We start from the raw sequence: 14,768 nt of genomic DNA on the forward strand, positions 1-14,768 counted from the left end.
CCGCCAGACTGCCACACCTGTTCCGCCTACGATCGGGGTGTGGACTCGCTGCGTGCGGCGCTGGCCGAGGTCGTCGGGGAACGGTTCGTGACCGTGGACGCGGACGTGCTCGCCGCCCGCGCGACCGACCACACAGGGCGCTACAGCGGGCGGGCGAGCGCACTGGTCCGGCCCGCGGACGCCGCGGAAGTCTCGGCCGTGCTGGGCATCTGCCGCCAGGCCGGTATGAAGGTCACGGTGCAGGGCGGCCGCACCGGACTCGAGGCGGGCACTGTTCCCGAGCACGACGACGTGCTGCTGTCGACGGAACGGCTGACCGCGGTGGGCGCCGTCGACCGCGAGAATCTGCGCATCACCGTCGGCGCCGGGGTCACCCTCGCGGCAGTACGCCGCGCCGCGTCCGACGCCGGACTGTTGTTCGGCGTCGACCTCGCCTCCCGCGACTCCGCGACGATCGGCGGCATGGTGTCGACCAACGCCGGTGGGCTGCACACCGTGCGGTACGGCCACATGTCCGCGCAGGTGCTGGGCCTGGAAGTCGTGCTCCCCGACGGGGCGATCGTGCGGCGCAGCATGCGGGTGGGCGCCGAGAACTGCGGATACGACCTGCCCGCGCTGTGGGTGGGCAGCGAGGGCACCCTCGGAGTTGTCACGGCCGTCGATCTGGCGCTGCACCCGGTTCCGGAATTCCGGGTGACCGCCCTCGCCGGGTTCGCGCACCTGTCCGGGCTGATCGACGCGGCGCACGTCGTCCGGCGGCTGGGGGGCGTCGACGCCGTGGAGATGCTCGACGGCCGCGGGCTCGACCTGGCCTCGGCGCGGCTCGGTTTCGCGGTTCCCACGGGACTGCCGTGGTATCTCCTGGTGGAACTGGCCGGCTGCCGCGACCTCACCGGCGAACTCGCCGACGCGCTGGAACGGTGCGATCCCGACGACGAACCTGCCGTCGGGATCGATCCCGCAGGCCGCGCCCGGGTATGGGCGGCGCGCGACGCGTTCGCGGACGTGGTCGCGCTGTTCGGACCACCGCTGAAATTCGACGCCGCCCTCCCGCTGGACGCTCTCGCCGCGTTCGTCGCCGACGCCGTCGCGCTGGTGGCGAGCCGGGCACCCGACGCGGTCCCGATACTGTTCGGGCACGTCGCCGACGGCAACGTCCACCTCAACGTGCTTCGCTGCCCCGACGAGTCCCTGCTGTACCGGCCGGTGACGGAACTGATCCGCGACCACGGCGGCAACATCGCCTCCGAACACGGCGTCGGCGCACACAAACGCAACTACCTGGACCTCGCGCTCAGCGGCGAGGACATCGGCGCGATGTGGACGATCAAGCGGGCGTTCGACCCCGACGACTACCTCAACCCCGCAGTGATGTTTCCCGACTGGCTGCGTCGTCCGCGCTGACCCCGGGCTTCTTCTCCCGCAACGGTCGCGCGAAACAGACGGAGGCGACGAAGCCGACCAGCAGGACGGCGGCGGGCAGCCAGATCGACTGCGCCATCGCCGTGGCGAACGGTTCCTTCACGAAGTCGGGCATCTCGCCGACGCCGGCCTCCTGGCTGTCGGCGTTCAGCCCCTGCGCGGACAGGCGGGCCGTGATGAGCGCGCCGATCGCGGCGCTGCCGAGGACCGCGCCGACCTGGCGGGTCGTGTTGTAGACGCCGGCCCCGGCGCCCGCCTGATGAGGCGGAAGGTTGTGGGTGGCCGTGGCCGCGAGCGGCGACCAGATACACGCGTTGGCCAGACCGATCAGCCCGATCGGCAGCAGCAGTTCCCAGATGGCCACGTCGGGCGACATCACCATGGACAGCCAGCCGAGCGCGATCGAGAACAGCAGGAACCCGGCGCCCGCGATGTACCGCGGGTGGGTGCGGTCGACGAGTTTGCCGATGAACGGGGCGAACACGCCGGTGAGGACTGCCATGGGCACGAGCAGCAGGGCCGAACGGGTGGGCGACAGACCGCGCACCGCCTGCGTGTAGAACATCAGCGGCAGGACCATCGCGGTGATCGCGAATCCCATCGAGGTGATCGCCACGTTGGCGAGCGAGAAGTTGCGATCTTTGAACAGTCCCAGCGGCAGCAGCGGCTCGTTCTTGTTCCAGGACTGGTACCAGACGAAGACGCCGAGCAGGACGAGGCCTGCGGCGATCGACGCGAGCACGGTCGCCGACCAGTCGTAGGAACTGCCCTCCTGGATTCCGAATACGAGGAAGAACATGCCGAGCGCGCTGAGCACGACGCCGGGGATGTCGAACTTGTGCTCGTGGGTCTCCAGCGCGGGTACGAGCCGCCAGGCCAGCACGAACGCGATCACACCGACGGGGACGTTGACGATGAAGATCCATTCCCAGCCGAGGTTGTCCACGAGCACGCCGCCGGCGAGTGGTCCCACCAGGGTGGCGACGCCCGCGACGGCGCCCCACAGACCCATCGCGGTGCCGCGGCGGTCCGGCGGGAACGTCCGGGTGATGACGGCCATCGTCTGCGGCGTCATCAGCGCGGCGCCGAGCCCCTGGAACACGCGCGCGACGATGAGCATCGTGATGGTGCCGGACAGTCCGCACCACAGCGACGCCCCGGTGAACAGGACGAGCCCGATCAGGTAGATGTTCTTGGGGCCGAAGCGGTCACCGAGCCGCCCGGTGACCAGCAGCGGCACCGCGTACGCCAGCAGGTAGGCGCTGGTCACCCAGACGACCTTGTTGATGTCGGTGTGCAGGTCGTTCATGATCGCCGGATTCGCCACCGCCACGATGGTGCTGTCGACGAGGATCATGAAGAAGCCGATGACGAGGGCCCACAGCGCGGGCCAGGGATTTCGGTGCTCGGGTGGTGCGGTGCGCTCGGTGTCCATCATCAATCCTTTGCTGAACCGGACGGAATCCGGCGTGAGTGTGTCAGTCGTTCGACGAGTTCCGGCGAGAGCCACGGCAGGGCGCCGGAGTCGATGTCGGCCACCAGGGCGCTGAGCCATTCGTGCTCCGCGCGGGCGACGGTGACGAGGAATTCGTTGCCGAGGAGGAAGATCCTGGGGATCTCGGTGGAGCAGGCGAGCGCGGCGGCGGTGTCGAGTTCGTCGATCTCGCGGGTGAGGTGATCGAGCCGTTCCCGGAGCAGTTCGACCACGGTGGGTGCGTCGACGTTGTGTGCCTCGGCCAGTGCGAGCGGAAACTGCGGGTATTCGGGCACCGGGGTGGCGAGCATGTCGCTCACCCGGTGGACCAGCGCTTCCCGGCCCGCGTCGGTGACCTCGTACATGGTGCGTTCGGGCCGGTTTCCCGCCCGGTCGGTGCCGGTGGTGCGCACCAGTCCTTCGCCTTCGAGCCTGCTCACGGTGTGGTACAGCGACCCCGGCCGGATCTTCACCACGCGTCCGCGGCGGGCGTCGGCGAGTTGATACATCTCGTACGGGTGCATCGTGCGCTCACACAGCAGGCCGAGGATGGTGACGCCGAGCGGCGTGAGTGCCACGGTCACCACCTTCCACTACTCCGAGTCGAATACTCCACGTGGAATATACCGTCCGGGGTCGGCGCGAACAAGCGGCTACCGTGGGCCCAGTGGACTCCCATCACCTCGACATCATCCGACTCGCCTGGTCACGCGAACTGGGATTGCCCGACGACGCACTGGCCGCCCGGCCGGACGCCGACGACCGCGCCGTCCGGGTGGACGACGACACCGACACGATCCGATTCCTGCGCCTCGGCGAGACGTCCGCGCTCGTCGGACCGCGGTGGGCGATCGAGCGCGCCGACGGGCACACGGCGGAGGAACTGACGGAATCCGCGACGCTGCTCGCCCTCACCCAGGATCGGTCCGGACGGTGCGCCGGCCCGGTGACGCTCGCATACGGCACCGACTACCAGGATCCGGTGACCGGCCCGCCACCTCTCGTCTCCCACGAACGCGACCACGTCCGGCAGGTCGAGGCGGCATGTCCCCCGGATGACGTCGCCGAGGCCCGGGTGGCAGACCGCGAGCGGTGGTTCACAATCCTCGACGACGCGCAGCAACCGGTCGGGTGCGCCGGTTACACCGAGTTCCAGGGATTCCTCGCCGATGTCGGGGTGCTCACGGCACCGGAGTTCCGGCGCCGGGGACTGGGCGCCACGGTCGCCGGGATCGCCACCGACGACGCACTCGACGCCGGCCTGATCGCCCAATGCCGTTCGCCCCGCGGCAATCCGGCCTCACGCGCGCTCGCCGCCCGCGCCGGGTACCGGGAACTGGGAACGTACGCCGAGGTCACGATCTCGCGAAGTACGCTCTGACACGACATCGAAAAAGACGGGGAACGAGTCGACCATGACAGACCGAACGGCAGAACCGCACGGCACGGAAGGCGCCTACGTCGAATCCGGCGCCGAGTTCACGCGCGACACGCACTACATCCCCACCCGCATCACGGCCGACGGCCGCGACGGCTATCCCGTCGAGCCCGGCCGCTACCGACTCGTGGCCGCCCGCGCCTGCCCGTGGGCCAACCGCGCGATCATCGTCCGGCGGCTGCTCGGGCTCGAAGACGTAGTGTCGATGGGGCTGTGCGGCCCCACCCACGACAAACGCAGCTGGACCTTCGATCTCGACCCGGGCGGACTCGACCCCGTGCTGAAGATCCCGCGCTTGCAGGACGCGTACTTCGCGCGCTTCCCCGACTACCCGCGGGGCATCACCGTACCGGCGATCGTCGACGTCCCCACCGGGCAGGTGGTCACCAACGACTACCCCCGGATCACCCTGGACCTGTCGTCGGAATGGACGCGGTACCACCGCGACGGCGCGCCCGACCTCTACCCCGGGCCGCTGCGCGACGAGATCGACGAGGTCGCCGACCTCGTGTTCCGCGACGTGAACAACGGTGTGTACCGGTGCGGTTTCGCCGGATCCCAGGAAGCGTACGAGTCCGCCTACGACCGCCTGTTCGCCCGCCTCGACTGGCTCGAGGAGCGGCTGACCGACCGCCGGTACCTCGTCGGGAACACCATCACCGAGGCCGACGTGCGGCTGTTCACCACCCTGGCACGGTTCGACGCGGTCTATCACGGGCACTTCAAGTGCAACCGGAACAAACTCGACGAGATGCCCGTCCTGTGGAGCTATGCGCGCGACCTCTTCCAGACGCCCGGGTTCGGCGACACCATCGACTTCACCCAGATCAAGCAGCACTATTACATCGTGCACACCGACATCAATCCCACGCAGATCGTGCCGAAGGGCCCCGATCTGTCCGGCTGGCTCACGCCGCACGGCCGTGAAGGGTTGGGCGGCAGGCCGTTCGGGGACGGCACCCCGCCGCCTCCGCCGAAGCCCGGCGAGGAGGTCCCGGCCGGGCACGGCGTGTGATCGGGCGGATCTAGGCGCCGGCGTAGGTGCCGAAACTCCAGAACACGCCCTCGGGGTCGCGGCAGGTGAATCCGCGCGAGCCGTAGTCCTCGTCCTTCAGTCCGGCGACGATCGTGGCGCCGGCGGCCACGGCGCGCGCGTGGAGTGCGTCGGGGTCGTCGACGACGAGGTACACCGAACCCGTCCCCGGCGGCAGGTCGCTGATCACCGAGTCGTCGCGGGGTGAGCCGAGCATGATGCCGCCGCCCTTCGGCCAGCCGAGTTCGGCGTGATCGACCCGGTCCCCCTCTCCGTACACCGCCTTCTCGGCGAACCCGAAGGCCTCGACGAGGAAGCGGATCGCGCCCCGCGCGTCGCGGTAGACGAGCGTGGGCCACACACATGTGGTTTGCGTCGAAGTAGTCATGACATCACCGTGCACCGTCGTCGGGGTCCGGGTCTTGGACGAATGAGAAGGGGTCGATCTCCCGCCACCGCGACGGCGGAACTCCCGCGAGGTCGCGCCAGTCCCGCGCCATGTGGGCCTGGTCGTAGTAACCGCACACCGCGGACACGTCGGCGAGTGTCGCCCCGGCAGCCCCCTTGAGCATCCGGTGAGCACGATCGAAGCGGGACAACCGCACCACGTCCTTGGCCGTCACGCCGTACTCCGCGACGAACCTGTTCACCAGATGCCTTCTGCTCCAGCCGACCTCGCGCGCAACGTCGCCGACCCGGACGCCGCCGCCGGCGACGAGCAGGTGCCAGGCGCGGGTGAGATGCGGGTCGATCTCCGCAGGCGCGGCGCGGCGCGTGAGGATCTCGTCGAGGATCGCGAACCGCCCGTCCCAGCCGGGTTCGAGGGACAGCCGTTCCGTCAACTCCCCCGCATCGGAACCGAGCAGATCCTCGAGGCCGACGACCCACGCGCCGAGTGCGGCGGTGGGCACGCCCAGCAGCGCCCGGGCGCCGAGCGGGCTGAGTGCCAGCTGGACGCCGTGCTGGTGGCCGTCGTGCCGGATCGTCACCGGTGCCGTCGCGATGCCGCTGGCCAGCGTGTCGTATCGACCGGGCGCCTGCCCGGGCGCCGCCTGGGCTGCGATGTCGAGGGGCTCGTCGATGGTCACGATCACCGTCAGGCAGGGCGAGGGCAGACCGAGATGGATGCCGGGCTCGAACCCGGCCAGCCGGTAGCCGTCGTACCCCGTAACCAGGGCGCGCAGGGGTGCGGCCGGGCGCCGGAAGGCCCCGGACGACACCGCGGTATCGCTGTCGGCGACGCTCACGACACCAGCCTAGGCAACGGTGCCGACACCGGCCACGGCGTTCGCTCACCTACAGTCGGTGCCAGCACACACGAAGCACTAGGCGAGACGGGAGCCCCGATGGCTGGCAATGGTGGACCGGTGGAGAAGGTACTGGTCTCGGTCCTCGACAACGGAAGCCGGCTCCAGGCGCCCGCGGTAGCCAAGTACGTCGAATGGGTCCGGCGCTCGCACCCCGGCGAGTCGCCCGCGCAGATCGTCGAACGCATGGAGAAGATGTTCCTGCTGGCGGTGACGGGCAGCGGCAGCGCCGTCGGCGCCACCGCCGCCATTCCCGGGGTCGGGACTGTCGCCTCCATCGCGGCGGTGGGCGCCGAATCGGCGTTCTTCCTGGAAGCGGCGGCGCTGCTCACCCTCGCCGTCGCGTCGGTGCACGGCATCTCCGCCGCCGACCATCAGCAGCGGCGCGCCCTGGTGCTCTCGGTGGCCCTCGGCGAATCGGGCATGGAGATCGTGCAGAAGGCGACGGGTGTGACGGCGAAGAACTGGGCGAGCGCCATCACCAGCCGCATCCCCGGCCCCACGATGAAGGGCATGAACAGCACGCTGGTGCGCAAGTTCATCACCAAGTACGCCGCCCGCCGCAGCGCACTGGTACTCGGCAAACTGGTGCCCGCCGGCATCGGCGCCGCCATCGGCGGCGCCGGCAACCGGGCCATCGGCAAGGGCGTCATCAAGAACTCGCGGGAGGCATTCGGTCCCGCGCCTGCCCGCTGGCCGGACGAGCTCCGCGCGATCGAAGCGTGACCTAGTGGGCGAAGTGCTGTTCCGTCGAACGCCCGCCGCCCTTCTCGCTGAGTTCGGCGCACACTTCCTCGATCGCCTCGGCGACGAGGGTCCCCAGGTCGGCGCTGAAGCCCTCGCGGACGACGATGCGCAGAACCGCCACGTCCTCCGCGTCGGCGGGCATCGTGTACGCGGGCACCTGCCAGCCCCGCGCCCGCATCTCGTGTGACACGTCGAAGACCGTGAACCCGGGGTCGCCGACCAGTTCGAACGCCAGCACCGGTATGTCGGTCCCGTCCGTGATGAGGGTGAAGTATTCGAGCTCGGCGATGCGCTTGCCGACCCGGACCGCGGTGTCGCGCAGCGTCTCCATGATCGACCGGTAGCCTTTCCGGCCGAGCCGCAGGAAGTTGTAGTACTGGCCCACCACCTGGTTACCGGGCCGCGAGAAGTTGAGGGTGAACGTCGGCATGTCGCCGCCCAGATAGTTGACGCGGAACACCAGCCCCTCGGGAAGGTACTCACGCTCACGCCACACCACGAACCCGATCCCCGGATACGTCAACCCGTACTTGTGACCACTCACGTTGATCGAGGCGACGCGCGGAACCCGGAAGTCCCACAACAACTCCGGTTGCAGGAACGGGACGACGAAGCCACCGCTCGCCGCGTCCACGTGGATCGGGACGTCCGGGCCGCCGGACGCGGCGAGCGCGTCGAGCGCTGCCGCGATCTCGGCCACCGGCTCGAGTTCCCCCGTATAGGTGGTGCCCACGATCACGATCGCACCGATGGTGTTCTCGTCGACCGCGTCCCGCACCTGCTCGGGCGTGATGACGTAGCGGCCCTTTTCCATCGGCAGGTACTTGGGCTCGACGTCGAAGTACCGGCAGAACTTCTCCCACACCACCTGGACGTTGCTGCCGAGCACCAGATTCGGCCGGGCAGTGTCCTCCCCGGCCGCCTCCCGCTTCGCCCGCCACCGCCACTTGAGCGCAAGCCCACCGAGCATGACCGCCTCGCTGGAACCGATCGTCGAGACGCCGGTGGCGCTGGCCGGGTCGGTGGTCGACAGGTCGGGGGCGTGGAACAGATCGGCCACCATCGACACGCAGCGGGCCTCGATCGCCGCCGTCGCGGGGTACTCGTCCTTGTCGATCATGTTCTTGTCGAACGTCTCGGCCATCAATTTGTCGGCCTCGGGATCCATCCACGTGGTGACGAACGTGGCCAGGTTCAACCGGGAACTGCCGTCGAGCATCAACTCGTCGTGGATGAACCGGTACGTGGCCTCCGGATCGGTTTCGTCGTCCGGCATCCGCAACGCCGGAAACGGGTCGATGGACAGGCGCCCGGTATACGCGGGAGAGATGACGTCGCGATGGTGATGATGGTGGTGCTTGCTCATGTGCGTCCCCAATCGATTGGTGTCAGCAAGCGCCGTCACGACGCCTGTACGTCAGTTGGTGAATCTCGGCACGGCAGCCCAGTAGGGTCGGAACAGTTCCATTCGATTGTGGCAGGGGAGGACGGGTTGACCACAGCAATCCCGGGAAGTTTCGCGGCGCCGATCGAGGTGCGGGGGCTGTCGAAACGCTTCAAGAACGTCGACGCGGTCACGGACCTCGGCTTCACCGTGCCGCAGGGGTCGATCACCGGATTCCTCGGGCCCAACGGCTCGGGCAAGACCACGACGCTGCGGATGATCCTCGGTCTCGTGAAGCCGACGTCCGGCACCTCCACGGTCGCCGGCGTCCCGATCCGCTCCCTCGTCGACCCCGCGCACACGGTCGGCGCCGTCCTCGACTCGCAGAGCCTGCACCCCAACCGGACGGCACTCGACCACCTGAAGGTGTACGCTTCCGCGATCCGCGTTCCGGACGCACGCGCACACCAGGTGCTCGCACTCGTCGGGCTCGAGGACGTCGCCGGTCGCAAGGCGGGCGGTTTCTCCCTCGGCATGCGACAGCGGCTGTCGCTGGCGACGGCGCTGCTCGGTGATCCGCGGATCCTGATCCTCGACGAACCGGCCAACGGGCTCGACCCCGAGGGCATCGCCTGGCTGCGCGACTTCCTGAAGGGCTTCGCCGCATCCGGCCGCACCGTACTGATGTCGAGCCACATCCTCCGCGAGGTGGAGCAGACCGTCGACAATCTGGTGATCGTCAGCCGCGGCTCCCTCGTCTACCAGGGACGAATGGAGGAGTTGCGCAAGTCGCAGCAGAGCCGGTTGCTGGTCGCGTCGTCGAGCCCGGCAGCGCTGGCGACCGCCCTCGCCGCGAAGGGCATCGTCGACGCCCGCTCGCTCGCCGACGGGCGCCTCGCCGTCGTCGGTGCGTCCCTCGAACTCGTCGAGTCCGTCGCCGCGGGAGCCGGGGTGACGATCTTCGGGGCCGTCGGCGATCACATCGACCTCGAGCAGCTCTTCCTTTCGATGACCGCAGGCCAGTACGTGGCCGGGGCGAGCCCCGCCGCGCCCTCGGGGTACGGCCCACCGCAGACGTACGCTCCCCAGCCCGGGTACGCGCCGCCCGGCTACCCCGCACAGCCGGGTTACGGCCCGCAACCCGGCTACGGGCCGCCGCCCGGCTACCCCGCGCAACCGGGATATGCCCCGCCGCCACCGGGCTACGGCCCACCACCCGCACACCCCCAGCAGGGTCCGATGTCCGGAGGTCCGCGATGACAACGCTGCTCACCGCGGAATTCCGCAAGGTCACCACCTTGCGTTTCTGGTGGATGCTCGGTCTGGCACCGCTGATCGTCGGAATGTTCTCGAGCGCGATCACCCTTCCGGTGATGCGCGCGTTCACCGACGCGTTCGAGGCCGATCCGAACGAGGCCAACCTCGCCGCCACCCTGTTCGGGCTGGCCGTCGCCGTCGCCCTCGTCGTCCTGTTCGCCGCACTCTTCGGGGCGGTCAACGTGGGCACGGAATTCCGGTACAAGACGCTCACCACCACGTTCCTCACCGCCCGCGGCCGGGACGGGGTGATCGGCGCCAAGCTCGCCGTCACCGCGGCGTTCGGCTTCTTCTACTGCCTCGTGGTGGAGGTGGTCAGCGTCGCCCTGCTGCTGACGTTCGGCGGTGACACCTTCGAACTGCGCGGATCCCTGTTCGCGATGCTCGGCGCCGCCCTGATCTGCGCGACACTCTGGGCGCTCATCGGCGGCGGTGTGTCGATGCTCACCGGCTCGTCCGTCGGAAGCTGCATCGCCCTCGTCGTCTGGTACACCCTCGGCGAGATGATCCTCCGCTCGATCCTCAGCGGAATCGGCATCGGCTCCGTCGGTGGCATCCTCCCCGTGTCCGCCACCCTCGGGACGGTCGCCAACGCGGCCGCAGGCAACGAGATCGACTGGCTGACGCTCTGGCCTGCCGCACCCCTCGCCCTGCTCGGGTGGACGGCGGTCTTCGTCGCAGGCGGTTGGGTGCTCACCCGGCAGCGCGACATCACCTGACGCCGCGCCGGATACCGGCACTGTCGGTACCCGGCGCTAACGTGGACCCAGTGGTAGGTGAGAGTGCGTCGTCGGTGATCGAACGGGAACAGACGCTGGAGCGGGATCAGGCACGGCCGGGCTGGATTCGACGGCTGAGCGGTGAGTGCTGGGCGCACCGTCGCGTCGCACTCGGCGCCCTGACCGTGACCGTGATCGCCGCAGGCATCGATATCTCGTTCCCGCTCCTCACCAAGTACGCGGTCGACGCGGCGGGCTCCGGTAGCGCCACCCGGGTGATCGGCACCGCCGCACTGCTCATCGCACTGCTCGCGTGCGTGCGGTTCGGCTGCCAGTACGGCCGCCGGATGCTCGCGGGCAAGCTGTCCCTGGACGTCCAGCACGACCTGCGGCTGGGCCTGCTGGGCGCGCTGCAACGGCTCGACGGGCGGGGGCAGGATCAGATCCGCACCGGCCAGGTGGTGTCCCGGTCCATCACCGACCTCCAACTGGTGCAGGGCCTGCTCGCAATGGTCCCGCTGTCGGCGGGAGCGCTGCTCCAATTCGTCCTCGCCCTCGCGATCATGGCGTGGCTCTCGCCGTTGCTGACCGTCGTCGCGCTGGTGATCGTTCCCGCGGTCTGCCTCGTCGTGTACACGATGCGACCGAAGCTGTTCGCGGCCACCTGGTCGGCGCAGCAGCGGGCGGCCGACCTCGCGCAGCACGTCGAGGAAACCGTCACCGGCGTCCGCGTGGTCAAGGGCTTCGGCCAGGAACGCCGGGCCGTCGACCAACTCGAGGACCACAGCCGGGCGCTGTACGCCGAACGCCTGCGGGCCGCCCGGATCAACGCGCGTTTCGCCCCGACCATGGCGGCGCTGCCCCAACTCGGCCTCGTCGGCGTCATCGCGATCGGCGGCTACCTCGCACTGCACGGAACCATCACGATCGGCACGTTCCTCGCCTTCGCCACCTACGTCGCCACGATGACCGGCGTCACCCGCACCCTGTCGTCGGTCGTGATCATGGCCCAGCTGTCCAGGGCCGCCGTCGAGCGCGTGTACGAGGTGATCGACGCCGAACCAGAGGTCGCGGACCCACCGCACCCCACCGCGCTGCCCGGCGGACCGCTGGGTGTGGATCTGCGCTCGGTGACGTTCGGGTTCGAATCGGAGCGCCACGTCCATCGCGGGCTCGACCTGCGGATCGCACCCGGCGAGACGGTCGCGGTGGTCGGCATGGCCGGCTCCGGCAAGACCGCGCTGTCGCTGCTGCTCCCCCGCTTCTACGCGCCGTCCTCGGGGTCGGTGTCCCTCACGTCCGGCGGCGAATCGTTCGACGTGTCCACCCTGAGCGCCGAGCAGTTGCGTGAAGCGGTCGGGCTCGTATTCGACGAACCGTTCCTCTTCTCCGACACCATCGCGGCCAACATCGCGCTCGGCAGGCCCGACGCCAGCGCGGAGGAGATCCGCGCCGCCGCCGCCATGGCCGCCGCCGACGAATTCGTCTCCGCGTTGCCGGAGGGCTACGACACCGTCGTCGGCGAACGCGGACTCACGTTGTCGGGCGGACAGCGGCAGCGGATCGCGCTGGCACGCGCACTCCTCACCGACCCGCGGGTGCTGATTCTCGACGACGCCACGTCCGCTGTCGACGCCACCACCGAGGCGTCGATCTTCGAGGCACTGCGCGCCAACCGCGGCCGGACGGCACTGATACTGGCGCATCGCCGCTCCACGCTGTCGCTCGCGGACCGCGTCGCCGTTCTCGACGGCGGACGGATCGTCGATTCCGGCACGGTCTCCGAACTCGACGAACGGTGTCCGCTCTTCCGCGCACTGTTCGCCTCCGCCGAGAACGCGGGCCCCATCGACGTCAGCGTCCCCGCACCGAGCGACCCCATGCCGTATCGGCGCGTGCCGTCCGAGTCCGAGTTGTGGCCGGAGGACGCCGAGGAATGGGACGGACCCGTCGCGGCCGCCTCGTCCGGCCGCACCCCGGCCCCCGGCGCGGGCCCCGGCGGCCGGGCAGGCGGCGGACCGATGGCGGGAGCGCTGGGCAGCGTGGCCGCCACCCCCGAACTCCGGGACGCCGTGAATGCGCTGCCGCCCGCTGTCGAGAGCCCGGGCATCGAGACGCGGAACCTGCGCCTCCCCGAACCCGACTTCCGGCTGTCGCGCATCCTGCGGCCCGTCCGCGGCCTCCTCGTGGCCGTCGTCGTCTGCCTCGCGCTCGACGCCCTGGCGGGGATCGCGTTCCCGTCCATCGTCCGGTTCGCGATCGACCACGGTGTCGTCCCGCAGGACGCCGCGACGCTCTGGACTGCCACGGGGGTGGGCGTCGCACTCGTCGTCGCCGGCTGGCTCGTCGTCGCCCTGATGACGGTGCTCACCGCGCGAGCGGGAGAACGGGTGCTGTTCGGGTTGCGGGTGCGCAGCTACGCCCACCTGCAGCGGCTCGGGCTCGACTACTACGAGCGCGAACTGTCCGGCCGCATCATGACGCGGATGACCACCGACGTCGACGCGCTGTCCTCGTTCATCCAGACGGGGATGTCCACCGCTGTGGTGAGCGTACTGACCGTCCTCGGCATCTCCGTCGCCCTCGTCGTCACGAACGTCACGCTCGCGCTGGTGGCCCTCGCCGTCATCCCGCCGCTCCTCGTCGCGACGCTGATCTTCCGCCGGATCTCCTCGGTGGCGTACACGGTCTCGCGGGAGCGGATCTCCCTCGTCAACGCCGACTTCCAGGAGAACGTCGCCGGGCTCCGTGCCGCCCAGGCGTACCGCCGCGAGGAGTTCGCCGCCCGCCGGTTCGCCGAGCGGGCCGACAGCTACCGTCGCAGCCGGATGCGGTCGCAGCGGGCGATCTCGCTGTACTTCCCGTTCATCGCGTTCCTCTCGGACCTCGCCCTGGCCGCCGTGGTGTTCGTCGGTGCACACCAGGTCGCGGGCGGTCACACGACCACCGGGACCCTCGTCGCCTTCGTGCTGTACCTCGGGCTGCTGTTCGGGCCCATCCAGCAGCTGTCGCAGGTGTTCGACGGGTATCAGCAGGCCAGTGTGGGCCTGCTCCGGATCGGAGACCTGCTCCGCACACCCAGCTCCATCGAGCGGGCGACCTCCCGTGACGATCTCCAGCCGATCGACGGGCATCTGCGCGGCGAGCTGTGCCTGCGCGACGTCGGGTTCCGCTATCAGGGCGCGGACAGCGACGCCCTCACCGACATCGAACTGCACATCCCCGCCGGCACCACCGTCGCACTCGTCGGCCGGACCGGTGCGGGCAAGTCGACCATCGTGAAGCTGCTCGCCCGCTTCTACGACCCGACGTCCGGAGCGGTGCTCGTCGACGACGTGGACCTCCGCCGGTATCCACTCGGCGAGTACCGCGGACGGCTCGGCGTCGTCCCCCAGGAAGCCCACCTCTTCACCGGGACCGTCGCCACCAACATCGCGTACGGCCGCCCGGACGCGAGCCGGGAGGAGATCGAGAACGCGGCCCGCGCGGTCGGAGCACTGGGCACGATCGCCGAATTGCGGGGTGGGATGCATCACCCCATCGGCGAGCGCGGGCAGGGTTTGTCGGCGGGCCAGCGCCAGCTGATCGCGCTCGCCCGAGCCGAGTTGGTCGACCCCGATCTGCTGCTGCTCGACGAGGCGACCGCGACCCTCGATCCGGCCACCGAGCAGGTAGTTCTCGAGGCGAGCAGCCGTGTGACACGCACCCGCACGTCGGTGGTGGTGGCCCACCGGCTGGCCACTGCGGCCCGGGCAGATGTGATCCTCGTCATCGACAAAGGCCGGGTGGTGGAAACGGGATCGCACGCCACGCTGCGCTATGCCGGTGGCCACTATTCGGGACTGTGGGATGCGGCGGAGACCGGGGCGGGGAATAATCGCGGGGCGAGAACCGTCATCGATGGTGACCCCATCGGTTGGCCGTGAG

General features: G+C 69.7%; 12 protein-coding genes. 7 read left to right on the forward strand and 5 right to left on the reverse strand.

Going from position 1 to position 14,768, the window contains the following annotated elements; all coding sequences use genetic code 11:
• The first annotated feature begins 39 nt into the window (after nucleotides 1-39).
• Nucleotides 40-1,404, forward strand: coding sequence for an FAD-binding oxidoreductase (locus P3H15_RS03215; RefSeq protein ID WP_276135912.1), 1,365 nt, complete (start codon nucleotides 40-42; stop codon nucleotides 1,402-1,404).
• On the opposite strand, the gene P3H15_RS03220 is transcribed toward P3H15_RS03215, so the two are convergent.
• Nucleotides 1,358-2,857 carry an MFS transporter gene (locus tag P3H15_RS03220; RefSeq protein WP_276135966.1) on the reverse strand — a complete coding sequence of 500 codons (1,500 nt, stop codon included), beginning with the start codon at nucleotides 2,855-2,857 and terminating at the stop codon, nucleotides 1,358-1,360. The genes P3H15_RS03215 and P3H15_RS03220 overlap by 47 nt on opposite strands.
• A gap of 2 nt (nucleotides 2,858-2,859) precedes the next feature.
• Nucleotides 2,860-3,483: a PadR family transcriptional regulator gene (locus P3H15_RS03225; RefSeq protein ID WP_072948333.1), complete on the reverse strand. Its 624-nt coding sequence runs from the start codon at nucleotides 3,481-3,483 to the stop codon at nucleotides 2,860-2,862.
• Nucleotides 3,484-3,554: 71 nt separating this feature from the next.
• On the opposite strand from P3H15_RS03225, the gene P3H15_RS03230 reads away from it, so the two are divergent.
• Both P3H15_RS03230 and P3H15_RS03235 read left to right on the forward strand, forming a co-directional pair.
• Nucleotides 3,555-4,277: a GNAT family N-acetyltransferase gene (locus P3H15_RS03230; RefSeq protein WP_276135913.1), complete on the forward strand. Its 723-nt coding sequence runs from the start codon at nucleotides 3,555-3,557 to the stop codon at nucleotides 4,275-4,277.
• 34 nt (nucleotides 4,278-4,311) lie between these two features.
• Nucleotides 4,312-5,349, forward strand: a complete 1,038-nt coding sequence (locus tag P3H15_RS03235) for a glutathione S-transferase family protein (RefSeq protein ID WP_276135914.1) — start codon at nucleotides 4,312-4,314, stop codon at nucleotides 5,347-5,349.
• A 10-nt stretch (nucleotides 5,350-5,359) separates the two neighbouring features.
• On the opposite strand, the gene P3H15_RS03240 is transcribed toward P3H15_RS03235, so the two are convergent.
• Both P3H15_RS03240 and P3H15_RS03245 read right to left on the reverse strand, forming a co-directional pair.
• The gene (locus P3H15_RS03240; protein ID WP_072948330.1) at nucleotides 5,360-5,755 is read right to left on the reverse strand and encodes a VOC family protein; all 396 of its coding nucleotides are present in this window, start codon (nucleotides 5,753-5,755) and stop codon (nucleotides 5,360-5,362) included.
• A 4-nt stretch (nucleotides 5,756-5,759) separates the two neighbouring features.
• On the reverse strand, nucleotides 5,760-6,614 hold the full coding sequence (locus P3H15_RS03245; RefSeq protein ID WP_276135915.1) for a helix-turn-helix domain-containing protein: 855 nt from the start codon (nucleotides 6,612-6,614) through the stop codon (nucleotides 5,760-5,762).
• A gap of 99 nt (nucleotides 6,615-6,713) precedes the next feature.
• On the opposite strand from P3H15_RS03245, the gene P3H15_RS03250 reads away from it, so the two are divergent.
• Complete coding sequence (locus tag P3H15_RS03250) at nucleotides 6,714-7,400, forward strand: hypothetical protein (RefSeq protein WP_276135916.1); 687 nt, start codon at nucleotides 6,714-6,716, stop codon at nucleotides 7,398-7,400.
• A 1-nt stretch (nucleotide 7,401) separates the two neighbouring features.
• Here P3H15_RS03250 and P3H15_RS03255 read toward each other — a convergent pair whose 3' ends face one another.
• Nucleotides 7,402-8,787 (reverse strand): glutamate decarboxylase, encoded by a 1,386-nt coding sequence (locus P3H15_RS03255; protein ID WP_276135917.1) that lies wholly within the window; start codon nucleotides 8,785-8,787, stop codon nucleotides 7,402-7,404.
• A 126-nt stretch (nucleotides 8,788-8,913) separates the two neighbouring features.
• Here P3H15_RS03255 and P3H15_RS03260 point away from each other — a divergent pair, with 126 nt between their 5' ends.
• Genes P3H15_RS03260 through P3H15_RS03270 form a run of 3 tightly spaced genes read left to right on the forward strand, consistent with a single transcriptional unit; the run spans nucleotide 8,914 to nucleotide 14,767 of the window.
• Nucleotides 8,914-10,065 carry an ABC transporter ATP-binding protein gene (locus tag P3H15_RS03260; protein ID WP_276135918.1) on the forward strand — a complete coding sequence of 384 codons (1,152 nt, stop codon included), beginning with the start codon at nucleotides 8,914-8,916 and terminating at the stop codon, nucleotides 10,063-10,065.
• Entirely contained in the window at nucleotides 10,062-10,841 is a 780-nt protein-coding gene (locus P3H15_RS03265) for an ABC transporter permease (protein ID WP_276135919.1), read from the forward strand. Before P3H15_RS03260 ends, P3H15_RS03265 begins: the two co-directional genes overlap by 4 nt.
• 50 nt (nucleotides 10,842-10,891) lie before the next feature.
• Nucleotides 10,892-14,767, forward strand: a complete 3,876-nt coding sequence (locus P3H15_RS03270; RefSeq protein WP_276135967.1) for an ABC transporter ATP-binding protein — start codon at nucleotides 10,892-10,894, stop codon at nucleotides 14,765-14,767.
• The last annotated feature ends 1 nt before the right edge of the window (nucleotide 14,768 follow it).

The sequence above is a fragment of the Rhodococcus sp. T2V genome (assembly GCF_029269925.1).
In the GTDB taxonomy this organism is placed as follows: Bacteria; Actinomycetota; Actinomycetes; order Mycobacteriales; family Mycobacteriaceae; genus Rhodococcus_F; species Rhodococcus_F koreensis.

What these genes read in the sequence shown, in the direction of transcription:
- P3H15_RS03235 (WP_276135914.1), top strand. Translation starts at nt 4,312, where the DNA reads ATGACAGACCGAACGGCAGAACCGCACGGCACGGAAGGCGCCTACGTC.
- P3H15_RS03240 (WP_072948330.1), bottom strand. Translation starts at nt 5,755, where the DNA reads ATGACTACTTCGACGCAAACCACATGTGTGTGGCCCACGCTCGTCTAC.
- P3H15_RS03265 (WP_276135919.1), top strand. Translation starts at nt 10,062, where the DNA reads ATGACAACGCTGCTCACCGCGGAATTCCGCAAGGTCACCACCTTGCGT.
- P3H15_RS03250 (WP_276135916.1), top strand. Translation starts at nt 6,714, where the DNA reads ATGGCTGGCAATGGTGGACCGGTGGAGAAGGTACTGGTCTCGGTCCTC.
- P3H15_RS03220 (WP_276135966.1), bottom strand. Translation starts at nt 2,857, where the DNA reads ATGGACACCGAGCGCACCGCACCACCCGAGCACCGAAATCCCTGGCCC.
- P3H15_RS03255 (WP_276135917.1), bottom strand. Translation starts at nt 8,787, where the DNA reads ATGAGCAAGCACCACCATCATCACCATCGCGACGTCATCTCTCCCGCG.